Origin of the sequence: Nocardioides sp. NPDC000445 (assembly GCF_040300245.1) — a bacterium.
GTDB lineage: Bacteria > Actinomycetota > Actinomycetes > Propionibacteriales > Nocardioidaceae > Nocardioides.
Genome location: NZ_JBEPDH010000010.1, coordinates 120732 through 143963, shown reverse-complemented (window position 1 = coordinate 143963; position 23232 = coordinate 120732). Strand labels below are relative to the sequence as shown.

Here is a 23232-nt window from a genome sequence, read left to right as displayed (position 1 = left end):
TTCGGGCGCAGCGACCGGGCTAGGGGGTCCGGCGAGAATTACGCCATCGTGGTCCGTGACGACAGTCACACTGCGAGGAGGCAGATCGATGCGGGTACGGAGACGGACCTCCGCAGCGCTGACAGCGCTATCACTGTGCACGGTTTTGTTGACGGCATGCGGCACCGGCGGCCTGGGCGCCGGCGGGACGAGCGCGGGCGAGCACAGCATCACGGTGCTGATGGTCAACAACCCCCAGATGCTCGAGCTCCAGGAGCTCACCGCGGAGCACTTCACGAAGGAGACCGGGATCGAGGTGAACTTCGTGGTCAAGGTCGAGCAGGACATGCGCGACACGGCGAGCACCGAGTTCGCCAACCAGTCCGGGATCTATGACGTGGCGACGCTGTCCAACTTCGAGATCCCCTACTACGCCGAGGCCGGCTGGATCTCGGACATGGAGAGCATCGCGAACGACCCCGAGTTCGACCAGGACGACATCCTGCCGCCGATGACCGAAGCACTCTCGGCCAACGGCAAGGTCTACGGCCAGCCGTTCTACGGCGAGTCCTCGTTCCTGATGTACCGCAAGGACCTGTTCGAGAAGCACGGCATCGAGATGCCGCCGAACCCGACCTGGGAGCAGGTCGCCGGCTTCGCCGCCCAGATCGACGAGGCCGAGGCCGACATGCGCGGCATCTGCCTGCGTGGCCTGGCCGGCTGGGGCGACAACCTCGCCTCGATCACGACGGTGGTCAACACCATGGGCGGCACCTGGTTCGACGAGGACTGGAACGCCCAGGTCAACAAGGGCGGCTTCAAGAAGGCGGCCAACTTCTACGTCGACCTGGTCCGCGAGCACGGCGAGGCCGGTGCCGCGACCTTCAGCTTCCCGCAGTGCCTCAACGCCATGCAGCAGGGCAAGGTCGCGATGTGGTACGACGCCACCTCCGGTGCCGGGTCGCTGGAGGCCGAGGAGTCGCCGGTCAAGGGCAAGGTCGGCTACGTCGCCGCCCCGCACGACCAGACCGAGAACGCCGGCTGGCTCTACACCTGGGCCTGGGCGATCCAGAAGGCGTCACGGCACCAGGAGGACGCCAAGAAGTTCGTCGCCTGGGCCTCCAGCAAGGATTACGAGCAGCTGGTGATGGCCGACACCGAGAACGACACCGGCGGGCCGACCAACGTTCCCGCGGGCAAGCGGGCCTCGACCTATGAGGATCCCGAGTACCTCGAGGTGGCCGGCTCCTTCGCGACCCCGACCATGAACGCGATCAAGAACGCCCAGGCCGACAACCCCGGCGTCCAGAAGCGGCCCTACAACGGCATCCAGTTCGTCGGGGTTCCGAGCTTCACCGACTTCGGCACCGAGTGCGCCAAGCAGCTCAGCAGCGCCATCTCGGGCTCGAAGACCACCGACGCGGCACTCGACCGCTGTCAGTCGCTCGCCCAGGCGTACGGCGACGTCCAGAAGGAGAAGCAGTGATGGCCACCGTGACCGCACCACTCCGCGAAACGACTGAGCCGACGGCGACCCGGCCGCCCGAGGCGTACCGGAAATGGGGTCGGGAGTCGTGGAAGCTGCGCGCGCCGCTGCTGCCCGCGCTGATCTTCCTGATCGTGGTGACGCAGCTGCCGTTCGTGGCGACGCTGGTGATGTCGTTCATGAACTGGAGCGCCCAGCCCGATGCCCCGGAGCGCAGCTTCGCCGGCTTCGACAACTTCAAGACCGTGTTCACGACGCCGGCCTATCGTACGGCCGTCCTGAACACGATCGAGATGACCGTGGTCGTCGTCGGGGTCAGCGCCGTGCTCGCCCTCGGGATCGCGATGCTGCTCAACCACGCGTTCATCGGACGAGGTCTGGTGCGCACGATGATGATCGCGCCGTTCCTGATCGTGCCGATCGCGGCCGCGGTCTTCTGGGGCAACGGCATCCTGATGACCGGCTTCGGCCTGGTCGACGGTGTGCTCGGTCAGCTCGGGGTGCCCGGTGCCCAGGACATCGCGTTCCTCACCGACCATCCGAAGCTCGCCATCGAGATCGAGCTGATCTGGCAGTGGACACCGTTCATGATGCTGATCCTGCTCGCCGGCCTGCAGTCGCAGGACCCCGAGGTGCTGGAGGCGGCGAGCATCGACGGCTGCAACGGGTGGCAGACGTTCGTGCACATGACGCTCCCCCACGTACGCCGCTATCTCGAGCTCTCGATCGTGCTCGGCACGATCTTCATCGTCCAGAACTTCGACTCGGTCCTGGGTATGACCGGTGGGCTGAACTCCACCAACATCCCGTACGCCGTCTACGAGACGTTCTACTCGGCCAAGGACTACGGGGTCGCCTCCGCGCTGGGCGTCGTCGTGGTCATCGGCTCACTGATCATCGCGACCTTCGCGCTCCGCGTCGTGTCGTCCCTGCTGACCGACGAGGAGGCAAGCCGATGAACGCATGGAACCGGCAACGGGTGGCGAAGATCGTCATCCCGATCGCAGCGTGGCTGGTCGGCATCATCTTCGTGATCCCGATCCTCTACATGGTGCTGACCTCGCTGCACGCACCGCAGGACGCCCAGACGTACCCGCCGAGCTGGGGTGCCCCACTGACCCTGGACAACTACACCGGCCTGTTCACCTCCGCGAACCCGATCACCCCGGCGCTGATCAACTCCGTCATCACCAGCGTGATCTCGACGCTGCTGGTGCTCGCCCTGGCCATCCCGGCGGCGTACGCCCTGGCGATCAAGCCGGTGAAGAAGTGGTCGGACGCGATGTTCTTCTTCCTGTCGACGAAGATGCTGCCGATGGTCGCGGGGATCCTGCCGATCTACCTGTTCACGACCCAGGTCATCAAGATGCCCGACAACGTGATCATCCTGATCCTGCTCTACACCGCGATGAACCTGCCGATCGCGGTCTGGATGATGCGCTCGTTCCTGGCCGAGGTGCCGCCCGCGATCATCGAGGCCGCCTCGATCGACGGCGCTTCCACGTTCCGGATCCTGACCCGGATCGTGGCGCCGATCTCGATGCCGGGGGTCGCGGCCACGTCGCTGATCTGCTTCATCTTCGCCTGGAACGAGCAGCTCTACGCCAAGGTGCTGACGTCGGTCGCCGCGCAGACAGGCCCGGTCTTCGTGAACACGCTGATCCAGACCGAGCACGCCTACCTCGCCGAGCTGGCCGCCGGGGCGACGCTGATCTCGCTGCCCGTGCTCATCGCCGGGTTCGCAGCTCAGGACAAGCTGGTGCAGGGGCTCTCCCTCGGGGCGGTCAAATGACTCACGCTCGACTCACGTCGGCTCGGCTCGGCGAGCTGTCTGCGGCCGTCGCCGTCCCCGCCTACGACCGCTCCGCCGTCACCCCCGGGATCGTGCATCTCGGGGTCGGTGGCTTCCACCGCGCCCACCAGGCGCGTTACGTCGACGACCTGCTCGCCTCGGGCGTCCGCGACTGGGGCATCGTCGGGGTGGGGCTGATGCCCCAGGACGTACGCATGCGGGATGCTCTCGCCGCGCAGGACCATCTCTACACGCTCGTCGAGCGGGCGCCGGACGGGGGCGTGCGGGGTCGGGTGATCGGCTCGATCATCGACTACCTCTTCGCCCCCGACTCCCCCGCGGACGTCCTGGAGCTGCTCACCGACCCGCGGATCCGGATCGTGTCGCTGACCATCACCGAGGGCGGCTATCACGTCAACCAGGCGACCGGCGGCTTCGACGCCTCCGACCCCGCCATCCAGGCGGACCTGGAGCCCGGGGCCGTGCCGTCGACGGCGTTCGGGTACGTCGTGGAGGCGCTGGCGCGCCGTCGGGCCAAGGGGATCGCGCCGTTCACGGTGATGTCGTGCGACAACATCGCCGGAAACGGTGAGGTCGCGCGCGGGATGCTGTCCGCGTTCGCTTCCCTGCGCGACCCGGCACTGGGTGACTGGATCGGGTCCGAGGTGGCCTTCCCGAGCTCGATGGTGGACCGGATCACCCCGGCCACGACCGACGCCGACGTCGAAGAGGTCGGTTGGCGGTTCGGGATCGGGGACGCCTGGCCGGTGGTCAGCGAGCCGTTCTCCCAGTGGGTGCTCGAGGACCACTTCCCGCAGGGACGGCCGCCGTTCGAGCAGGCAGGGGTCGAGATGGTGCCCGATGTGGAGCCGTACGAGCTGATGAAGCTGCGGCTCCTCAACGCCAGCCACCAGGCCCTGTGCTACCTCGGCTATCTCTCCGGCTACCGCTACGCCCACGAGGTCTGCACGGACCCGCTGTTCGTCGACTTCCTGCTCGGCTACATGGCGCAGGAGGGCACCCCGACCCTGCCGGAGGTGCCGGGGGTAGACCTGCCGGGCTACCAGCAGGAGCTGATCTCCCGCTTCGCCAACCCCTACATCCGCGACACCCTGGCGCGGCTGTGCGCGGAGAGTTCCGACCGGATCCCCAAGTGGCTCGTGCCGGTCATCACCGCTCAGCTGAGTCGTGGCGGCTCGGTTCGTCGCTCGGCGCTCGTCGTCGCCTCCTGGGCCCGGTACGCCGAGGGCGTCGACGAGCAGGGCGCGCCGATCGACATCGTCGATCGGCGCCGGGCCGATGTGACGGCCCGCGCGATCGCGCAGCGCGAGGACCCGCTCGCCTTCCTCCGCGACCCCGATCTCTTCGGCGACCTCGTCGACTCCCCTGAGTTCACCGAGCCGTACGCCGAGGCGCTGGCGTCCCTGCACGCTGTCGGGGCACGGAAGACCCTCGAGATCTGGGAGGACTGACACACAGTTCGTACGGTCCGGGCGGGTCGGCAGGGATATGAGGTTGAACCGTGTGCCTCGATGCACCAGGTTGGACCTCACTCGGGCGGCTGACCTGCCCAGACGTCGACCGCTGAGGTGAACTGTGTGCGCCGCTCCCGAACTGACGGATGTCCTCCGCGTACGTGGCGGAGCCACCACCCGCAAGGAGTTGCTCGACCTGGGACTGCGCGACGAGTTGGACGCGGCCCTGGTTGCCGGGAAGCTCGTCGTGCTCACCGGCGCCCGGGTGGCACTTCCCGGGCTCCCCGACGACAAGTCGGCGGCACTCGCGCTCGGCGGGGTCGTCTCCGGGCTCAGCGCCGCACGTGTGTGGGGCTGGTCGCTGAAGCACGAGCCGACCGAGATCGAGGTGACCGTGCCGCGCAACAGCTCGCGCAAGGCGCGATCAGGTGTGGTCGTACGTCGCCGCGATCTTCCCGGCGACGCCATCGGTCCGGGCGCGATCACCTCCCGTGCCCGGACCGTCGTGGACTGCGCCCGGCAGCTCCCGTTCGACCAGGCGCTGTGCGTCGCGGACTCGGCGCTGCGAGACGGCTTGGTCACCGGCCTGACCCGCGACGACCTGGTCGCCGCGGCCGAGTCCTTGCCTCGCACCGGGCGGCAGCGCGCGTTGGATGTCATCGCCGTCGCCGATCGGCGGGCAGCAAATGCCTTCGAATCGGTGACGAGGGCGATCGTGCTCCCGATCGCCGGGCTCTCGGTCACGCCCCAGGGTGATCTGGGCTTCAGCGAGGCCGGGGCAGAGCAGTACGGAGACCTCGTCGATGCTCGCCTGCGGCTTCTCATCGAGTGCGAGTCGTGGGCCTACCACTCCGGCGAGGAGCCGTTCCGGCGCGACATCCGCCGCTACACCGATCTGGTCGCGCGGGGCTGGACCGTCCTCCGCTTCGTCTGGGAGGACGTGATGCAGCGTCCGGACTACATACGTCGCCAGGTCGAGCGAGTCGTCGAACGCCTCGGTGGTCGTCGGGCCGTCCCGCGTTGACGAGGAGGGCGCAGCGGGAACGCCGAAGCCCCGGCTCCCGCTGGTGCGGTCGCCGGGGCTCCTGAGCGTACGTCAGCTGTCGTCTGCCCTTCGGGCGGTCACTCGGACGTCTCGGACTGCGCGGTGTTTCGGCTCGCGCCGCCGCGGGTGCGGGTCACGACCTTCGGCGCGGGGGTCGAGGCGGTGCCGTTGCTGACGATCGGCGCCTCGGACTTGGTCGCGGTCATCACCGCGCCCTCGCCGGTGCTCACGACCTCGCGGCGGGCGCCGCGGCGCTGCCGGGTGACCACCTTGGGCTTGGAGTCGACCGGCTCGGCCGCAACCGGCTCGGCCACGATCGGCTCCGGCTTCGACTCGGGCTCGGACGCCTCGGGCTCGACGGCCGGGGCCACGGGAGCGGGCTTCTCCTCGGCGACCGGCTCAGTCGCAACCGGCTCGGACGGCGCCGGCTCCGGCTTCGACGCGGTCGAGCTGCCGACGACGGCGGCCAGGACCGGACGGCCGGTGGTGGCGGCACGGCGGGTGCGCGTACGCGTGGTGACCTTCGGGGCCTCCGGCTCGGCCGGGGTCGTCGGCTCGGCGGGAGTCTCGGCGACCGGAGTCTCGGCGGCCGGGGACTCGGCGGGCGTCTCGACCGGCTCGGTCACCGGGGTCGATGCCTTGGACCGGCGCGAACGGGTGCGGGTCGTGACCTTGGGAGCCTCGACCGTCGCCGGCTCGGCCGCGGCCTCGACGGGCTCCGTGACCGGGGACTCGGCGGGGGTCTCGACCGGCTCGGCGACCGGGGCAGACGCCTTGGACCGACGCGAACGCGTGCGGGTCGTGACCTTGGGACCCTGGGCGGGCTCGGCGGGGGTCTCGACGGACTCGACGACCTGGGCAGCCGGCTCGTCGGTCTTCTCCACGCTGTCGCTCTGTCCGGCCATGGCGGCGAACTCGGCGGGCGTGGGGGTCTTGGCGGACTCCTCGACGGGCTCGGCGCGGTGCTCGGTGCCGATCTCGTCCTTGCCCTTGCCGCGGCCACCGCGACCGCCACGACGGCGCGAACGCGGCTCGTCGGGGGCCACACCGGAGGACTTGCCGGCCTCGACCGGGTGCTCGTGGATCACGAGGCCACGGCCGCCACAGGCGTCGCAGTTCTCAGAGAAGGCCTCGAGCAGGCCGGTGCCGATCCGCTTACGGGTCATCTGCACCAGGCCCAGCGAGGTGACCTCGGCGACCTGGTGACGGGTCCGGTCGCGGCCCAGGCACTCGACCAGGCGACGGAGCACCAGGTCACGGTTGGACTCGAGGACCATGTCGATGAAGTCGACGACGATGATGCCGCCGATGTCGCGCAGCCGGAGCTGGCGCACGATCTCCTCGGCCGCCTCGAGGTTGTTCTTGGTAACCGTCTCCTCCAGGTTGCCCCCGGAGCCGGTGAACTTGCCGGTGTTGACGTCGACGACGGTCATCGCCTCGGTGCGGTCGATGATCAGCGAACCACCGGAGGGCAGCCAGACCTTGCGGTCCAGGCCCTTCGCGATCTGCTCGTCGATGCGGTACGCGGCGAAGGCGTCGGCCTCACCGTCGTACTTCTCCACCCGCTCCTCGAGGTCGGGGGCCACCGACTGGACGTAGTCCTTGACGGTCTCCCACGACGAGTCGCCGGAGATGACCAGCTTGGCGAAGTCCTCGGTGAACAGGTCGCGCACGACCTTGAGGGTCAGGTCGGGCTCGCCGTAGAGAAGCTGCGGGGCGTTGCCGTTGGCCTTCTTCTCGATGTCCTCCCAGCGCGCCTTGAGCCGCTCGACGTCACGCGTGAGCTCGTCCTCGGCGGCGCCCTCGGCAGCGGTGCGTACGATCACGCCGGCCGTGTCGGGGACGATCTCCTTCAGGAGGGTCTTGAGGCGGTTGCGCTCGGTGTCGGGCAGCTTGCGGGAGATGCCGGAGGTCGTGCCGTCGGGCACGTAGACCAGGAAGCGGCCGGCCAGCGAGATCTGCGAGGTCAGGCGGGCGCCCTTGTGGCCGATCGGGTCCTTCGTCACCTGGACGAGCACCTTCTGGCCGGAGGTCAGCACCGACTCGATCTTGCGGGGCTGGCCCTCCTTCCAGCCGAGCGAGGCCCAGTTGACCTCACCGGCGTAGAGCACCGCGTTGCGGCCCTTGCCGATGTCGATGAACGCGGCCTCCATGGAGGGCAGCACGTTCTGGACGCGGCCGAGGTAGACGTTGCCGATCAGGCTGGTCTGGCTCTCGCGGGCGACGTAGTGCTCCACGAGCACCTTGTCCTCGAGCACCGCGATCTGGGTGAGGTCCTCCCGCTCGCGGATCACCATGACCCGCTCGACCGACTCGCGGCGGGCCAGGAACTCGGCCTCGCTCACGATCGGGGCGCGACGGCGCCCGGCCTCGCGGCCCTCGCGGCGGCGCTGCTTCTTGGCCTCCAGGCGGGTCGAGCCCGCCAGCGCGGTGATCTGGTCGTCACCGGTGCGGCTCTGGCGAACCTTGGTGACGGTGTTCTCCGGGTCGTCCCCGGCGGCGGCGTCGCCCGAGGCCTCGCCGGCCCGGCGGCGACGACGGCGACGGCGCGAGGAGGTGCTGCCCTCGCCCTGCTCGGCGTCGGAGTCCTTGCCGGCGTCGTCGCTCTCGTCGGTGTCCTCGGACCTGTCCTCGGTGTCGGACGCGTCGGAGCCGTCGGCGTCGCCGTTGGCACCCTTGCGACGGCGGCGGCCGCCACGGCGGCGGCGACGACGACCGTTGCCGCCACCCTCACCGTCGTCGGCCGAGCTCTCGTCGGACTCGTTGCCGGTCTCGGACTCGGTCTCGGGCTCGGTGTCGGTCGCCTCGGGCTCCTCGTCGGCGGCCTTCTCCTCGACCGGCGCCGCGTTGCGCGAACCGCGCTTGCGGGTCCGGGTCGGGGCCTCCTCCTTCGCCACCTCAGCGGCGGGCTCGGCGGCGGGCTCGGCGGCCTGCGGCTCCACCTCGGCGGGCGTCTCGACAGCGGCGACGACCGGCTCCTCGACGGGCTTCGGCTCGGCCGCCTTGCGCGTACGCCGGCGGGTGGTCGTCTTGGTCGGCGCCTGGAACAGCACCGCGGGGGCCGGCGGACCGGCCTGCTCGGCCTCGGTCTCCTCGAGAGTCTCGTCGGCGACCTCCTCGGCGGGGGTCTCGACGGGCGCTACGGGCTCGACGACGGGCGCGGCGGCCTTCTTGGCGGCCGTCTTCTTCGCGGTGGTCCGCTTGGCGGCGGTCTTCTTCGCCGCCGTCTTCTTGGCCGGAGCCTCGACGGTCTCGGGGGTCTCGGAGGTCTCGGCCTCCGGCGCGGCGGTGGCCTCGGTGGTCTCGACCTCGACCGGAGCCGGAGCGGCAGCCTTCTTGGTCGTACGCTTCCGGGTCGTCTTCTTCGCCGCCGTCTTCTTGGCGGGGGCCTCGGCGGCCTCGGCGGCCTCGGCGGGCGCCTCGGCAGCCTCAGCCGGGGCCGCGGCGGCCTTCTTGGTCGTGCGCTTGCGCGTGGTCTTCTTCGCCGCGGTCTTCTTCGCGGGGGTGGTCTCGCCGGTCGCTTCCGCGTCGGTCGTGGGGGTGTCGGTCACCGGAGCCTGCGCTGTTTCAGCGTCGTTCTCGGTGTTCTCGACAGTGGTCTCGTCGGCCATGCCGTTCTCCTCATCCAGGACCTTCACAGGTGCCGGATAGTCAGGTGCCGGGAAACGGGCGCTGCGCAGTATCTAACTTTTTCCACGTAGCAGCCGCGTCGCGGCGCAAAGCTTGTCAGGGCGGCGGCATCCTCCGCAGCGGTGCGTCACAGGCAGCGGTTCGTCACCTGCCGCGGTCGCTCGGCCGTCCGGGACCTTCCCGGGCGAGTCGCTCTCACTGACCTGCTAGGCCTGCGTCGCGGTCTGGTGACGCCCTACCTCCTGTGTGCCGGAGTGCGGCCCCGGAGGACCCACGCCGGCGAGGCGTCGTCGGACTGTCCATTCCTCGGGCGGGCCCGATTGTTTGAGCAGTCGTCTCGGAGTATCGCATACACCCTGTCAACAGATCGATATCCGGGACGACGTACGCCCCTGGACGGACCTGCCAGATCATCCCTCGGGCTGATTCGCGCGCCGGGCCGCGCGCCTAGGCTCGGCCCGTGATCCAGCTGCGCAACCTCACCAAGAGGTACGGCGACAAGACCGCCGTGGACGACCTCACCCTCGATCTCGAGCCCGGCTCCGTGACCGGATTCCTGGGCCCCAACGGCGCCGGGAAGTCGACCACGATGCGTCTCATCCTCGGCCTCGACGCCGCGACGTCGGGCACCGCGACCGTCGACGGCAAGGCGTACGCCGACCTCGACCGTCCCGCGCACACCATCGGCGCGCTCCTGGACGCCAAGGCGGTCCACCCGGGCCGTTCGGGACGGGACCACCTGCGCGCGATGGCTCGCAGCCAGGGCATCGCGGACCGCCGCGTCGACGAGGTCCTGGAGCTGACCGGCATGACCGCTGCCGGCCGCCGCCGTGCCGGGACGTACTCCCTGGGCATGAGCCAGCGCCTCGGCATCGCCGGCGCGCTCCTCGGCGATCCCAAGGTGCTGATGCTCGACGAGCCGGTCAACGGCCTCGATCCCGACGGCGTGCGCTGGATCCGTACGCTGCTGCGCGGCCTCGCCGCCGAGGGCCGCACCGTCTTCGTCTCGTCCCATCTGATGAGCGAGATGGAGCAGACCGCCGACCGGCTCGTCGTCCTGGGCCGCGGGCGCCTGGTCGCCGACGCACCGATGGGCGAGTTCCTCTCCCCCAGCGGCACCCGCGTACGCGGCCCCGAGCTCGGCCCGCTCGCCGAGCTGCTGGCCGGTCAGGAGGTCACCTGGAACGGCGAGAACGAGCTGACCGTCGCGGTGCTGTCCACCGCGGAGGTCGGCACGCTCGCCCATCGCGCCGGGGTGCTCCTGCACCTGCTCGAACCCGTCGAACCGACCCTCGAGGAGTCCTACGTGAAGCTGACCGCGGATGCCGTCGAGTACTCCGCCGGAGGTGCCGCATGAGCGCCCTCGCCCGGGTGGTGAGCTCGGAGTGGCTCAAGATCCGGACCGTACGCTCCTCGCTCTGGTTCCTCGGCGGCGCCACCGCGATCATGCTGCTGACCTCGCTGCTCCAGGCCGACGACGGCGACCCGTCGGCCGTCGCCTCCACGGCGTCGGTGATCGGGTCGACGCAGTACTTCGTCCAGTTCCTCGCCGCCGCCTTCGGCATCCTCGCGATCACCGCGGAGTTCGCGTCGCGCTCGATCACCGTCACCTTCGCGTGTACGCCGTCGCGGACCCGGGTGCTGAGCGCCAAGGCGCTGGTCGTGGCGGCGAGCGTGCTGGTGGCCGGGGTGGCCGTGGCGGGGCTCGGGCTGCTGGCCGCGGCGATCCGGCTCGGGGAGCTCGGCGACCTCACCGGCGACGACGTCGCACTCGTCCTGCGGCTCGGCGTGTTCCTGGCACTGCTCGCGACCGTCGGCCTCGGTTTCGGCGGCCTGTTCCGCCGCACAGCCGGCGCGCTCTCCTTCGTGCTCTTCCTTCTGCTGCTGATGCCGGAGCTGCTCGGGCTGCTCGCCCAGCGGTTCGGCTGGTCCTGGCTGGAGACCGCGATCGACTACACCCCGGCACCGGCCGGGTACGCGCTCGTCGAGGGTGACTGGCTCTTCGGCGGCGTACTCCTGATCTGGGCGGTCGGGCTGGTCGCTGGCTCCGCCTGGGTGCTGCGCCGCCGCGACGTCTGACGCTCTCCTTTGCGAAGCGGTCGTCCTTAGGGGAGCCGCGCGTCCTTCATCTGCCGCGAGGCGTACACGTTGGTGATCACCACACCGTCCAGCCAGGCGGTCAACCGCTCCGCCTCGGCCTCCAGCGCCGCCCGGCCCGCGGCGCCGATGTCGTGGCGGAGGATCACCCGCACCGTCGCGTCCGCGTCCTGAACCCAGCAGCCGACGATCCGGCCGTCCCACCAGGCGGTGTTGCCGGCGTTGCCGTTGGAGTCGAAGAGGTACGCCACGTCCTCGGCGTCCAGATAGAACCCGCGCTCCTTCCACCCCATGACGGTGGGATCGAGCGTGGGCAGCAGCGCGGCCCACGGCTCGGTCTCGGGCTCCGGAGAGGTGGCGATCGGGTCGTCGGGAAGGACCCATCCCGTGCCACCGCCCTCGAGCCCGACCTCCGCGGCGCCGACGGCGGCGAGCGCGGCCCGTACGGCCGTCTTCGTGGACCCGAGCCACCAGACCACGTCGGCCTCGGTGCCCGGACCGAAGGTCCACAGCCAGCGGCGGACGAGCTCGGCGTAGCCCTCGGCAGAGGCGAGCGGGGCCGGCACCTCGTCGAGCCACGACTCGGTCAGCGTCCAGGCAGGCTTGTTGAGCCGCCAGTGGCCGAGGTTGGTCGCCCGCATCAGCCGGCCCTGCGCGGCGAGGGTGCCGATCACCCAGCGGCCGATCGCGAACTCACCGCCCCACTTCTTGCAGGGCGAGCCCATCCGGAAGCGGGCGTCGAGCTCCGGGACCAGCTCGCGCAGCTGCGTCGTGGTCCGTGGCTCTCCGTCGGCCAGCGCGGCCAGCGTCGCCGCGTACGCCTTCTCGATCCAGCCGTCCTGGTCCTCGTGAATCCCGCCGGCGGTCAGCCACTTGTGAAGGTTCTTCTCCTCCTGGGCGGCCACCCGGGCCGAGGCGCTCCCCAGCGCGGCCGGCAGCAGGTCGCGCGGGAAGGCGAAGAGCGTACGCCGCATCGCCAGCTGCTTGACCAGCGACCGCTCCTCGTAGAGCGCCCGATCGACGTCCGCGACGCCGAGGTCGTGGACCCGCGCGTGCAGGGCGAGGTGGACGGTCGCGGCCTCGGTCGCGTGCCAGGCGGTCATCGCCTGCGTCGCGGCCGCGACGTCGGGGTGCCTGTGGGCGGGGGCGAGTCCGTGCCGGCGGGCCAGCCTCGCCCGGCGCTCACGGTCGGTGACCATTCTCATCGGCAGAGCCTCACCCCAGGCACGTTAGTGGAGCGGGTCGCCGATCGTGCCGGAAGCCTCGTCGAAGACTCCCTGGCTGAGCCGGGTCAGCAGCGGCAGCCCACCGTGCTCGGGGCCGACCTTCAGACCGCCTACGCGCTCCAGGCCAGTGACGACGTCGTCGGGACGTACGGTCGGGGTGCCGTGCTTGAGCAGGAGCTCCAGCCGGGAGCCACGCGCCGCGCTTCGCGCGGTTACTCCCTCGCTCGGCGCGAGCGGACGAGCAAGCTCGCCGCTCGACCTCGCTTCGGTCGTCTCGCGGGGCGCCGAGCTGAGGCGTACGACCGCTCCCCGGGCATCGAACTCGCGCAGGCCCTTCTTGGTCATCCGGGAGACGATGACCTCGTCGGCTCCGAGGAACGCCTCGACGGCCGCAGCGGCGTCCTCCGGTGCCGTCGGCAGGTCGATGATCCACTCGCTGCCGGTGAGCAGGTCGGCCAGCGCACCCTTGGGCGAGGTGGCGGTGTCCACGACGTCGATCAGGTCGAGCCCGTCGGGCATGACCTCGTCCAGAGCAGCCTTGGTCGCGGCCGGGTCGACCGTCTCGCGCAGTCCCAGCTCGACGTACTCGGCCTCGCTCGCCGCTCCCGTCGGGGCGGCGCCGGCGTAGGAGATCCGCGGGTGCGGGTTGAAGCCCGAGGAGTAGGCCACCGGGATCCGGGCCCGCGCCACCGCGCGCTCGAAGGCGCGGCTGAAGTCGCGGTGGCTGGTGAACCGGAGCCGGCCGCGCTTGGCGTAGCGGATGCGGAGGCGCTGGACCGGCGGGGCCTGCTGTTCGGGCTGTTGACGCACGAGGTCGATTATGTCGGTCCGGGGGCGCGATCACCCATCCGGCGAATGGAAAGCGAACGGTCTGTAACGGTTTGCGCACCAAAAATGGGAGACTCGCGCGGTGAGCCACCACAGAAGCAGGAAGTTCTCGGTACGCCTCAAGGAGCTTTTGCCGATCTTCGCGGTGGTTCTGACGGTCGGCGCCATCGCCGCCCTGACCGTCCTCGCGCCCCGGCTGAGCGACTCCAGGCAGGCCTCCGCGGACGTCTCCTCCTCGCCGAGCCCCGACCCCGAGGCCAGCCCGTCGGCCTCCGCCTCTGCATCGTCGAAGCCGCTGCCGACCTTCAAGACCCTGGACGCGCCGCCGGCGATCGACAAGGCCCCGAAGAAGCCGAAGATCGACCCGTGCGCGGTCCCGCGCAACCTGACCGTGATGACCTTCAACATCAAGGGCGGCCGGGTCTCCCCCGGCGAGCTCGGCGGCATCGCGAGCGTGATCCGGGCCTCGGGCGCCGACGTCGTACTCCTCCAGGAGGTCGACCAGAACCGACGCCGCTCCGGCAACGTCGACCAGCCGGCGATCATCGCCTCGCACCTGGGTATGCAGTCGGTCTTCGGTGCCAACGACTACATCACCGACCGCGGTGGCTACGGCACCGCGATCCTGTCGCGCTTCCCCATCGCCGAGTCCGGCAACACCCACCTGCCCAACCGCGACGGCAAGGAGCAGCGTGGCGTGCTCCGGGCCAACATCATGGTCGAGGGCCAGCGACTGGTCGTCTTCAACACCCACCTCGACCACACCTCCGACTCGCTGCGGCAGGCCCAGATCGGTGCGGTCATGGCCAAGGTGGACGCCTACGACGGCGCCAAGCTCCTCGGCGGCGACCTCAACGCCGGCGACGGCTCCAGCGTCCTCGGCGCCGCCCTGGCCACGCTGTCCGACGCCGGCGCCTCTCTCGGTGCCAGCCACGACGGCGGCGGCCGCGTCGACTATCTGCTCCCCAACTCCTGGCTCTCCGCCGGCGACGGCAACGTCACCCCCACCGGCCTCTCCGACCACCACGCCGTCAGCATCGACTTCGCCATGCGCGGCGCCGCGGACTGCTGAGTCAGTAGCGCTCGACCGACACGGTCCGCTCGGGCGGGTCGTACGCCTCCGGCCAGAAGTCGGTGACACGTGTGATCCGCCCGGCGTCGATCTCGAGGAACGTCTGCGACTCACCCGACTCGTCGCCCATCCGCCAGTCGAACCAGACCACCGCGCGCTCGTCGTCGGCGATCACCACCTTCGGCGTCAGGTGCCACTCTCCGGGGTAGGTCTGATTGAACTCGAGGAACGACGCGCGCCCCTTGATCAGCTCGCGCGTCTGCGGCATGTCGTAGACGACGTCGGTGGCCAGCAGCGCCGTCCAGGCGTCCCAGTCCCGCGCCTCGAGGAGCTCGAGGTATCTGCGTCCCAGTGCACTGTTGTCCGACATGGCGGCAACCTACCGGTGGTCGAGCGCGCGCGTGGGAGACTTCCCGCCGTGATCGAGTTGCGCCCAGCGGTTGTTGCTGACGTCCCCTCGCTTCTGGAGCTGTGGGAGGTGGCCGCGGAGAACGACTCGCGGCCGACGGACTCCGCGGTGAAGGTCGAGACGCTGATCGCGCGCGACCCGGAGGCCTGCACGGTCGCGGTCACCGAGGAGGGCCGCATCGTCGGCTCGTTGATCTCCGGCTGGGACGGCTGGCGCGCCCACCTCTACCGGCTGGCGGTCCACCCCGACGTACGCCGCCAGGGGCTGGCCCGCCGCCTCCTGGCCCACGCCGAGACCCGCCTCGTGGCGCTCGGCGCGGGCCGGATCGACGCGATGGTCCTGGAGGGCAACGACCTGGGACAGTCGCTGTGGAAGAGCTCGGGCTACGAGTCGCAGCCCGAGTGGCGCCGCTGGGTCCGCCCGGTCGGCTGAGCGGCGGGTAACCGGTCGCCAAAGGGACCGAGTCGGGTCTACCTTCAGCGGATGGATTTCCTGACTCCCGAAGACCTTCCCGCACCCGCCGGCTACAGCCACGCGGTGATCACCGACCCCGGCGCCCGCCTGGTCGTGACCTCGGGCCAGGTCGGCGTCACCGACGAGGGCGCCGTGGCCGACGGCTGGGAAGCGCAGACCCGGCAGACCTTCGTCAACCTCGGCGTGGCCCTGGCTGCTGCGGGCGCGAGCTGGGCGGACGTGGTGAAGCTGACCTACTTCGTCGTCTCCACGACCGAGCTGCCGCTGATCCGGTCGGTGCGCGACGAGTTCGTCGACCTCGCGCACCCGCCGGCCAGCTCGCTGGTCCAGGTCGCCGGCCTCTTCCGCCCCGACGTACTCATCGAGATCGAGGCGACCGCCGCCATCAGCTGACCGGTCAGCCAGATCAGGTACGCCGACTCATTCAGACGGACACCGGGCTGTTCGATGCCCTAGCCTCCGCGCCAGGAGGGCAATGGTCGTCAAAGGCCCGCATGTGAGGGGAAGTGACAGCTGAAGTCGCGCCGGTCCCTGCCACTTCCGTGCACATGCGGGAAAGTGACGCCTCCAGACGAGTCGTACGACTCAGACCACGCTGAGCGGCAGCAGCTTCTTGCCGGTCGGGCCGATCTGGATGTCGGTGTTCATCTCCGGGCAGACGCCGCAGTCGTAGCACGGGGTCCAGCGGCAGTCCTCGACCTCGATGTCCTCGCCGTCGGCGACGGCGAGGGCGTCTTCCCAGTCGGCCCAGAGCCAGTCCTTGTCGAGGCCGGAGTCGAGGTGGTCCCAGGGGAGGATCTCGTCGTACTCACGCTCACGGGTGGTGTACCAGTCGAGGTCGACGCCGGTTCCGGCGAGACCGGTCTCGGCGGCGGTCATCCAGCGGTCGTAGGAGAAGTGCTCGCTCCAACCGTCGAAACGGCCGCCGTCGCGCCAGACGTGCTCGATGATGCGGCCGACCCGACGGTCGCCGCGGGACAGCAGGCCCTCGACGATGCCGGGCTTGCCGTCGTGGTAGCGGAAACCGATCGCGCGGCCGAACTTCTTGTCGGCACGGACGACGTCGCGCAGCTTCTGCAGCCGCTCGTCGGTGGTCTCGTGGTCGAGCTGGGAGGCCCACTGGAAGGGGGTGTGGGGCTTGGGTACGAAGCCACCGATCGAGACGGTGCAGCGGATGTCGTTGCGGCCCGAGACCTCGCGGCCCTTGGCGATGACCTTCTTCGCCAGCTCGGCGATCTGGAGGACGTCCTCGTCGGTCTCGGTCGGCAGGCCGCACATGAAGTAGAGCTTCACCTGGCGCCAGCCGTGGGAGTACGCCGCACCGACGGTGCGGATCAGGTCCTCCTCGGTGACCATCTTGTTGATCACCTTGCGCATCCGCTCCGAGCCACCCTCGGGGGCGAAGGTCAGGCCGGAGCGACGGCCGTTGCGGGAGAACTCGTTGGCCAGGGTGATGTTGAAGGCGTCGACACGGGTCGACGGCAGCGAGAGCGACACGTTGGTGCCCTCGTAGCGGTCGGCCAGGCCGGTCGCGACGTCACCGATCTCGGTGTGGTCGGCCGAGGACAGGGACAAGAGCCCGACCTCCTCGAAACCGGACTTCCGGATCCCGTTCTCGACCATGTCGCCGATGGTGGTGATCGAGCGCTCGCGCACCGGGCGGGTGATCATCCCGGCCTGGCAGAAGCGGCAGCCACGGGTGCAGCCGCGGAAGATCTCCACGGAGAACCGCTCGTGGACGGTCTCGGCGAGCGGCACCAGCGGGTTGCGCGGGTAGGGCCAGGCGTCGAGGTCCATCAGGGTGTGCTTGCGCACCCGCCACGGGATGTCGGGGCGGTTGGGGACCACTGCCTCGATCTGGCCGTCGGCGGCGTAGTTCACGTCGTAGAACTTCGGGACGTAGACGGCGCCGGAGACGGCGAGTCGCCGCAGCAGCTCGTCGCGGCCGCCGGGGCGACCGTCCTTCTTCCACTCACGCACGACCTCGGAGATCTTGAGCACGACCTCCTCGCCGTCGCCGAGCACGGCAGCGTCGAGGAAGTCAGCGATCGGCTCCGGGTTGAACGCGGCGTGGCCGCCGGCGAGCACCACCGGGTCGTCGTCGCCGCGGTCGACCGCGTGCAGCGGGATCCCGGCGAGGTCGAGCGCGTTGAGCATGTTGGTGTAGCCGAGCTCGGTCGAGAACGAGAGCCCGAACACGTCAAACGCCTTCACCGGACGGTGGGCGTCGACGGTGAACTGCGGGATCGGCCCGTGCTCGTCGCCCTCGCGCATGATCTTCTCGAGGTCGGGCCACACGGCGTAGGTGCGCTCGGCGGCGATCCAGTCACGCTCGTTGAGCACCTCGTAGAGGATCTGGACACCCTGGTTGGGCAGGCCGACCTCGTAGGCGTCGGGGTACATCAGCGCCCACCGCACCTCGACCTCGTCCCACTTCTTGACGGTCGAGTTGAGCTCCCCACCGACGTACTGGATCGGCTTGGACACCAGCGCCAGGCGCGGCTCCAGCCGAGGGAAGACAGACTCAGGAACGAGGTCGCTCTGGGCGACGGTCACGATGGGCACCTCAAAGCTCGGGAACGATCAACCCCAAGCGTACGCCGCCTCCTGACTCCCCTACCAAACCTGGCGTCGCGAGGACAGAATGCCGGGGACGCGACCGGTTGCGGTTCAACACTCCACACGCAGGACATGGCGCCACTCCATGCCATCGACCTCGACCGGCACCACCCAGAGCGTCGTCCGAATACGGTCGCCGGGTTGAAGACAGGCCGGTCGGCCGTCCGCGTCGACGCCTGCGGAGTCACCCCACAACACGTCGGCGGGAACACCCACGGTCCAGCCGTCATCGAGCTCGCACGAGATGACCGGATCTCCAGCCACACAATTCGCCGGCTCCGGCTGGGCCTGGGCATGACGCTGCCCGAGCTGGTAGGTGACGAGCGGAGCGACGAATGCCCCGAGGACCATCAGCCACACGAACCACACAGGACGGGAGCTGAGCCAGCTCATCGAATCAGTCACGAGGCTGGAGTCTCACACGGCATCGAGTCGAGCGGAGCGGAAATGGGTGTTGGGGCCGCCCCTCCCGGACGGCCCCAACACCCTGACCTCAGAGCCGTTGGCTCAGAACAGCGTGGTGAGCAGCAGGTTCGGCGAACCGGTGCCCGGGTTGGTGACCACGTCAGGGGTGGCGGCGCCGGTCAGGCCCGTGGCGACGTCGGCCGGGGTGGCCGAGGGGTTCGCCTCGAGGAAGAGCGCGGCGGCGCCGGCGACGTGGGGGGTCGCCATCGACGTACCGGAGATGGTGTTGGTCGCGCCGTCGTTCCAGGCCGAGGTGATGTCGACGCCGGGGGCGAAGATGTCGAGGCACTCACCGGTGTTGGAGAAGTCCGCGGCGGCGTCGGTGTCATCGGTGGCACCGACGGTGATCGCCTCCGGGACGGCCGCCGGCGAGGAACCGCAGGCGTCGGAGCTCTCGTTGCCGGCCGCGACGGCGTACGTCACACCGTCGGCGATCGAGGCCTGGACGGCCGCGTCGAGAGCGGCGTCGTTGCCGCCGCCGAGCGACATGTTGGCGACGGCCGGGCCGTCGGTGTGGTTCTCCGTGACCCACTCGATGCCCGCGACGACGCCCTCGGTGGTGCCGGAGCCCTGGTCGTCGAGGACGCGGACCGGAACGATCGTCGCCTCCTTGGCCAGACCGTAGGTGGTGCCGGCGACGGTGCCCGCGACGTGGGTGCCGTGGCCGTTGCCGTCGGTCGGGTCGGTGTCGCCGTCGACCGCGTCGAAGCCCTCACCGATCCGGCCGCTGAACTCCGAGTGGTCGGTCGCGACACCGGTGTCGATGATGTAGGCGGTCACGCCGGCACCGGTCTGCTCGTAGTGGTAGTTCTTGTCGAGCGGCAGCGCGGCCTGGTCGACCCGGTCCAGGCCCCAGGTCGGGTCCGCCTGGTCGCCCTGGGTGGTGTAGCGGTGGTTGGCCTGCACGTAGGCCACGTCCGGGTTGGAGCGGACCTCTTCGAGCGCGTCCTTGTCGAGCGAGGCCGAGAAGCCGTTGAACGCCGTGTTGAAGACCTCCCGTACGTCGCCACCGGCCTCGCGGGCGTCGCTGCGCACCGACTTGGCCTCGGACCTGGCCACGTCGCTGCGACCCTGCTTCTCCATCACGACGATGTACTCACCCTCGATTGCGGTCGAGGCGTCCGTGCCGCGCAGCGGTGCCGGACTGTCCGCGGCACCTGCCGGGACGGTGAAGGCGATCGCCGAGGCTGCTGCTCCCACAGCTACGGCGGAGATGACTGCCGGCGCCTTGAAGGCCCGGTTCTTGATGGTTCGGTTCACGAACTGACTCCCGTCATCGTGCGGCCCGATGGGGCCACAACCATTCATTGCACCGGACTTGGGAACCGCCTGTAGGTGGTCCCACGCGCAGACGTCGCACGTGCCGGCCGAACGCCCTGCGCCCTCCCTACGGCCGCAACCCGAAGCGTTCGGTCAACCACGTAATCACGTTACGTAGGACCCGTAACGACCCAACTCTTCGCATTGCAGCAACGTGCAGATACCAAAGGTGAACGCCTATAAACAGGGCATAAACAAGGTGGGAAAAATGGTCTGTAACCCAACACACCGAGCCGCCCGCGTTACGCGAGCGACCCGGCGTGGTCAGGCCTCAGGTCAGGCCTTCAGATGTACGCCCGAGATCAGGCGATGGAGGTGTCGTCGATCAGGAAGCTGGTCCCGAGCGAGGAGTCCTCGGTGCCGGTGAACGTCAGCGTGACGGTGCTGCCGGCGAAGGACCCGAGCGAGAACGACTTCAACGAGTACGACGAGCTCGCGTTCAGGTTGGAGTACGTCGCCAGCGTCGTCGACCCGACCTTGACGGTCAGCTTGTCGTAAGCCGTCGAGGTGGTCGTCTCGTTGGTGATCACCCGCAGGTAGAACGACAGGGTCTTGCCGGTCGTGGGCAGGGTGACCGACTGCGACAGCGTGTCGGTGCGGGCGGTGCCATAGCCGTTCAGCCACGCCTTGTAGGAGCCCGTACGCGCCGGCGCGCCGCTCGAGTTGTCGATCACGCCGGAGGAGGCGGTCCAGCCGGTCGCGCCCGACTCGAAGCCCGGGTTGGTCAGCAGGTTGCCCGTGGTCGGCGGGTCCGTCGGGTCGGTGCCACCGCTCCACAGCGAGTACAGCAGGCGGTTGGGTGAACCGGTCCCGGGCGAGGTGACCACGCCGGTGGTGGCGTTGGCGTTGATCGCCGAGGCGACGGCGGAGGCCGATGCCGTCGGGTTCGCCTGCAGGTAGAGCGCTGCCACTCCGGCGACGTGCGGGGTCGCCATCGACGTACCGGAGATCGTGTTGGTCGCCGTGTTGGAGGTGTGCCACGCCGAGGTGATCGAGGAGCCCGGGGCGAACAGGTCGACGCACGAGCCGATGTTGGAGAAGCTCGACCGGGCGTCGGTGTTGGTCGTCGAGCCGACGGTCAGGGCTCCGGCCACCCGGGCGGGCGAGCCGTTGCACGCGTTCGCACCGGAGTCGTTGCCCGCGGCCACGGCGTAGGTGACGCCGTCCGCCATCGAGCTGGAGACCGCGGAGTCGAGGGTCGAGGACACCCCACCACCGAGCGACATGTTGGCGACCGCCGGACCGGAGGTGTGGTTGGAGGTCACCCAGTTCACACCCGCGATCACGCCGGCGGTCGTGCCGGACCCGGAGGCGTCGAGGACGCGGACGGGCACGAGGGTGACGTTCTTGGCGACACCGTACGTCGACCCGCCGACGGTGCCGGCGACGTGGGTGCCGTGGCCGTTCTCGTCCTCGGTGCTGGACCCGATGGCGGTGTAGCCGGAGGTCACCCGGCCACCGAAGTCCGCGTGCGCGGAGCGGATGCCGGTGTCGATGATGTACGCCTTCACACCGGAGCCGGTGTAGTCGTAGTGGTAGTTCGAGTTCAGCGGCAGGTTGCGCTGGTCGATCCGGTTGAGCCCCCAGGTCGGGTTGGCCTGGTCACCGCTGGCCTTCACGACCTGGTTGGCCTCGATGTAGTCGACATCGGGGTTGCTGCGGAGCGCGTCGAGCGCATCGGAGTCGAGCGTGGCGGAGAATCCGGTGATCGCCTTGTCGTAGGCGTACTTCACCGAGCCACCCTTCTCCTTGGCGAGCGCCCGGGCGTCGGCGGCGTTGGCCTTGGCCGCCGCGCCGTTGCCCTTCATCACGACGATGTAGGAGTTGTCGATGGCCGTCGACTTCTCGGCACCGATCAGCGGTGCCGGACTGTCGGCTGCGCCGGCGGGACCGGACATGGCCAGGATGGTGGTGGCCGCACCGACGGCGGTGACCGTCGCTGCTGCCAGTGCGCCGAGGCGCTGGATTCTGTGGGGTCGGTTCACGATTACTGCTCCCGTCGTCAAGCAGCCTCGGGATGAGGGCTGCAAGGGGTAACAGATGCCCTGTAGGGCAACCGGGAGGGAACGTAATCGAGTTTAATTTCGATGAAACGCGACATCTTTTCGCACTGCAGCAACCTGCAGGCGATCACGCGAGCGGAGGTCCTGAAGTGGTCCGGACCGGTCCAGACCGGTGCGCCGCGAACGGGCCGAGATGCCGAGCAGCAGACCCACCGCCAGCAGCGCCGCGATCATCGAGGAACCACCGTAGGAAACCAGGGGCAGCGGGACCCCGGTGACCGGCATGATGCCCAGGCACATGCCGATGTTCTGGAAGCTCTGGATGCCGAGCCAGCACACGATCCCGGCCGCCGCCACCCGCCCGAAGAGGTCGTCGGTACGCGCCGCGATCCGTAGTCCGCGCCACAGGACGACACCGATCAGCCCGATCACCAGCAGCGAGCCGACCAGCCCGAGCTCCTCCCCCACGACCGTGAAGATGAAGTCGGTGTGCTGCTCGGGGACGAAGCCCGCGCGGGCCTGCGAGCCCTGGAACAGACCCTGCCCGAAGATCCCGCCGTCGCCGATCGCGATCCGCGCCTGCTGGACGTTGTAGCCGGCCCCGCGAGGATCCAGCGACGGATCGGTGAACGCCATGAACCGGTTGATCTGGTACTGCTTCAGCACCCCGGTCGCGACCACCGTCGTCGCACCCGCCACGCCGGTCAACGCCAGCAGTGCGAGCCATCGCCGCGGTGTTCCCGCGGCCGCGAGCACGCAGAAGACCGTCACACCGAGCACCAGCGTGGTGCCGAGGTCGGGCTGCAGCAGGACCAGGACGATCGGCACCGCCGCGACCAGGATCATCGCGACCACGTCGCCCAGCGACACCCGTGCCCGCCAGCGGCCCTCGCTGCGCTCGGCGAGGACCAGCGCCATCGCGATGACGACGGCCAGCTTGGCCAGCTCCGAGGGCTGGACCTGCACCGGCCCGAGGTTCACCCACGACTTCGACCCGTTGACCGTGGAGCCCATCACCAGCACGAGCACCAGCCCCACAACCGCGCCCAGGTAGACCACCGGCGACAGGAGCCGGACCCAGCGGTGGTTGGTGGCGACCACGCCCACCATCAGCACCAGCCCGGCGGCCACGTTGATCGCCTGTTTGCGCAGGTAGGCGGTGGTGTCGCCACCGGTGATCGCGTCCCGGTGGATGGTCGCGGACCAGACCAGCAGCACCGAGAGCGACACCAGGACCAGCACCGCGCCCAGGAGGACCAGGTCGATGCGGCGTACGAAGGCCATCACGTCGTTCTTCATGCTCTGCCCCTCA

18 protein-coding genes and 1 pseudogene are annotated in these 23232 nt (G+C 69.7%); 10 read left to right on the top strand and 9 right to left on the bottom strand.

Going from position 1 to position 23232, the window contains the following annotated elements; translation table 11 throughout:
* The first annotated feature begins 145 nt into the window (after positions 1–145).
* The 5 genes from ABT304_RS15420 (at position 146) to ABT304_RS15400 (ending at position 5756) form a co-directional block, all read left to right on the top strand.
* On the top strand, positions 146–1465 hold the full coding sequence (locus ABT304_RS15420; protein WP_350716330.1) for an ABC transporter substrate-binding protein: 1320 nt from the start codon (positions 146–148) through the stop codon (positions 1463–1465).
* Positions 1465–2424 (top strand): carbohydrate ABC transporter permease, encoded by a 960-nt coding sequence (locus ABT304_RS15415; protein WP_350716328.1) that lies wholly within the window; start codon positions 1465–1467, stop codon positions 2422–2424. Before ABT304_RS15420 ends, ABT304_RS15415 begins: the two co-directional genes overlap by 1 nt.
* Positions 2421–3257: a carbohydrate ABC transporter permease gene (locus ABT304_RS15410; RefSeq protein ID WP_160024640.1), complete on the top strand. Its 837-nt coding sequence runs from the start codon at positions 2421–2423 to the stop codon at positions 3255–3257. The genes ABT304_RS15415 and ABT304_RS15410 overlap by 4 nt, the downstream gene beginning before the upstream one ends.
* The gene (locus ABT304_RS15405; protein WP_350716326.1) at positions 3254–4729 is read left to right on the top strand and encodes a mannitol dehydrogenase family protein; all 1476 of its coding nucleotides are present in this window, start codon (positions 3254–3256) and stop codon (positions 4727–4729) included. The genes ABT304_RS15410 and ABT304_RS15405 overlap by 4 nt, the downstream gene beginning before the upstream one ends.
* A gap of 124 nt (positions 4730–4853) precedes the next feature.
* Positions 4854–5756 (top strand): type IV toxin-antitoxin system AbiEi family antitoxin, encoded by a 903-nt coding sequence (locus tag ABT304_RS15400; protein ID WP_350716324.1) that lies wholly within the window; start codon positions 4854–4856, stop codon positions 5754–5756.
* Positions 5757–6864: 1108 nt separating this feature from the next.
* Here ABT304_RS15400 and ABT304_RS15395 read toward each other — a convergent pair.
* A pseudogene (locus ABT304_RS15395) lies at positions 6865–9388 on the bottom strand (Rne/Rng family ribonuclease); the annotation flags it as partial.
* Positions 9389–9867: 479 nt separating this feature from the next.
* Between ABT304_RS15395 and ABT304_RS15390 the strand changes: the two are divergent.
* On the top strand, positions 9868–10764 hold the full coding sequence (locus ABT304_RS15390; RefSeq protein WP_350716321.1) for an ABC transporter ATP-binding protein: 897 nt from the start codon (positions 9868–9870) through the stop codon (positions 10762–10764).
* Positions 10761–11486, top strand: a complete 726-nt coding sequence (locus ABT304_RS15385) for an ABC transporter permease (protein ID WP_350716319.1) — start codon at positions 10761–10763, stop codon at positions 11484–11486. Before ABT304_RS15390 ends, ABT304_RS15385 begins: the two co-directional genes overlap by 4 nt.
* A 26-nt stretch (positions 11487–11512) precedes the next feature.
* Here the strand turns inward: ABT304_RS15385 and ABT304_RS15380 are convergent, their stop codons facing one another.
* Positions 11513–12709, bottom strand: coding sequence for a winged helix DNA-binding domain-containing protein (locus tag ABT304_RS15380; RefSeq protein ID WP_350716318.1), 1197 nt, complete (start codon positions 12707–12709; stop codon positions 11513–11515).
* Between the two features lie 24 nt (positions 12710–12733).
* Entirely contained in the window at positions 12734–13540 is an 807-nt protein-coding gene (locus ABT304_RS15375) for a TIGR03936 family radical SAM-associated protein (protein WP_350716316.1), read from the bottom strand.
* A gap of 100 nt (positions 13541–13640) precedes the next feature.
* Between ABT304_RS15375 and ABT304_RS15370 the strand changes: the two genes are divergently transcribed.
* Positions 13641–14630 (top strand): endonuclease/exonuclease/phosphatase family protein, encoded by a 990-nt coding sequence (locus ABT304_RS15370; protein WP_350716314.1) that lies wholly within the window; start codon positions 13641–13643, stop codon positions 14628–14630.
* A gap of 1 nt (position 14631) precedes the next feature.
* Here the strand turns inward: ABT304_RS15370 and ABT304_RS15365 are convergent, their stop codons facing one another.
* The gene (locus ABT304_RS15365; protein ID WP_350716312.1) at positions 14632–15000 is read right to left on the bottom strand and encodes a nuclear transport factor 2 family protein; all 369 of its coding nucleotides are present in this window, start codon (positions 14998–15000) and stop codon (positions 14632–14634) included.
* 48 nt (positions 15001–15048) lie between these two features.
* Here ABT304_RS15365 and ABT304_RS15360 point away from each other — a divergent pair, with 48 nt between their 5' ends.
* Positions 15049–15471 carry a GNAT family N-acetyltransferase gene (locus ABT304_RS15360; protein WP_350716310.1) on the top strand — a complete coding sequence of 141 codons (423 nt, stop codon included), beginning with the start codon at positions 15049–15051 and terminating at the stop codon, positions 15469–15471.
* A 51-nt stretch (positions 15472–15522) separates the two neighbouring features.
* Entirely contained in the window at positions 15523–15906 is a 384-nt protein-coding gene (locus ABT304_RS15355; protein WP_160024650.1) for a RidA family protein, read from the top strand.
* 192 nt (positions 15907–16098) lie between these two features.
* Here ABT304_RS15355 and ABT304_RS15350 read toward each other — a convergent pair whose 3' ends face one another.
* The 5 genes from ABT304_RS15350 to rodA all read right to left on the bottom strand — a co-directional run bounded on the left by ABT304_RS15350 (position 16099) and on the right by rodA (position 23219).
* Complete coding sequence (locus ABT304_RS15350) at positions 16099–18069, bottom strand: TIGR03960 family B12-binding radical SAM protein (protein WP_350716308.1); 1971 nt, start codon at positions 18067–18069, stop codon at positions 16099–16101.
* Positions 18070–18183: 114 nt separating this feature from the next.
* On the bottom strand, positions 18184–18537 hold the full coding sequence (locus ABT304_RS15345; RefSeq protein ID WP_350716306.1) for a hypothetical protein: 354 nt from the start codon (positions 18535–18537) through the stop codon (positions 18184–18186).
* Between the two features lie 102 nt (positions 18538–18639).
* Positions 18640–19857 carry a S8 family peptidase gene (locus ABT304_RS15340; RefSeq protein WP_350716304.1) on the bottom strand — a complete coding sequence of 406 codons (1218 nt, stop codon included), beginning with the start codon at positions 19855–19857 and terminating at the stop codon, positions 18640–18642.
* Positions 19858–20219: 362 nt separating this feature from the next.
* Positions 20220–21902, bottom strand: a complete 1683-nt coding sequence (locus ABT304_RS15335) for a S8 family peptidase (protein WP_350716303.1) — start codon at positions 21900–21902, stop codon at positions 20220–20222.
* A gap of 93 nt (positions 21903–21995) precedes the next feature.
* On the bottom strand, positions 21996–23219 hold the full coding sequence (gene rodA, locus ABT304_RS15330) for a rod shape-determining protein RodA (protein ID WP_350716301.1): 1224 nt from the start codon (positions 23217–23219) through the stop codon (positions 21996–21998).
* Positions 23220–23232 lie beyond the last annotated feature (13 nt).

What these genes read in the sequence shown, in the direction of transcription:
- ABT304_RS15415 (WP_350716328.1), top strand. Translation starts at nt 1,465, where the DNA reads ATGGCCACCGTGACCGCACCACTCCGCGAAACGACTGAGCCGACGGCG.
- ABT304_RS15410 (WP_160024640.1), top strand. Translation starts at nt 2,421, where the DNA reads ATGAACGCATGGAACCGGCAACGGGTGGCGAAGATCGTCATCCCGATC.
- ABT304_RS15405 (WP_350716326.1), top strand. Translation starts at nt 3,254, where the DNA reads ATGACTCACGCTCGACTCACGTCGGCTCGGCTCGGCGAGCTGTCTGCG.
- ABT304_RS15385 (WP_350716319.1), top strand. Translation starts at nt 10,761, where the DNA reads ATGAGCGCCCTCGCCCGGGTGGTGAGCTCGGAGTGGCTCAAGATCCGG.
- ABT304_RS15380 (WP_350716318.1), bottom strand. Translation starts at nt 12,709, where the DNA reads ATGAGAATGGTCACCGACCGTGAGCGCCGGGCGAGGCTGGCCCGCCGG.
- ABT304_RS15365 (WP_350716312.1), bottom strand. Translation starts at nt 15,000, where the DNA reads ATGTCGGACAACAGTGCACTGGGACGCAGATACCTCGAGCTCCTCGAG.
- ABT304_RS15355 (WP_160024650.1), top strand. Translation starts at nt 15,523, where the DNA reads ATGGATTTCCTGACTCCCGAAGACCTTCCCGCACCCGCCGGCTACAGC.
- rodA (WP_350716301.1), bottom strand. Translation starts at nt 23,219, where the DNA reads ATGAAGAACGACGTGATGGCCTTCGTACGCCGCATCGACCTGGTCCTC.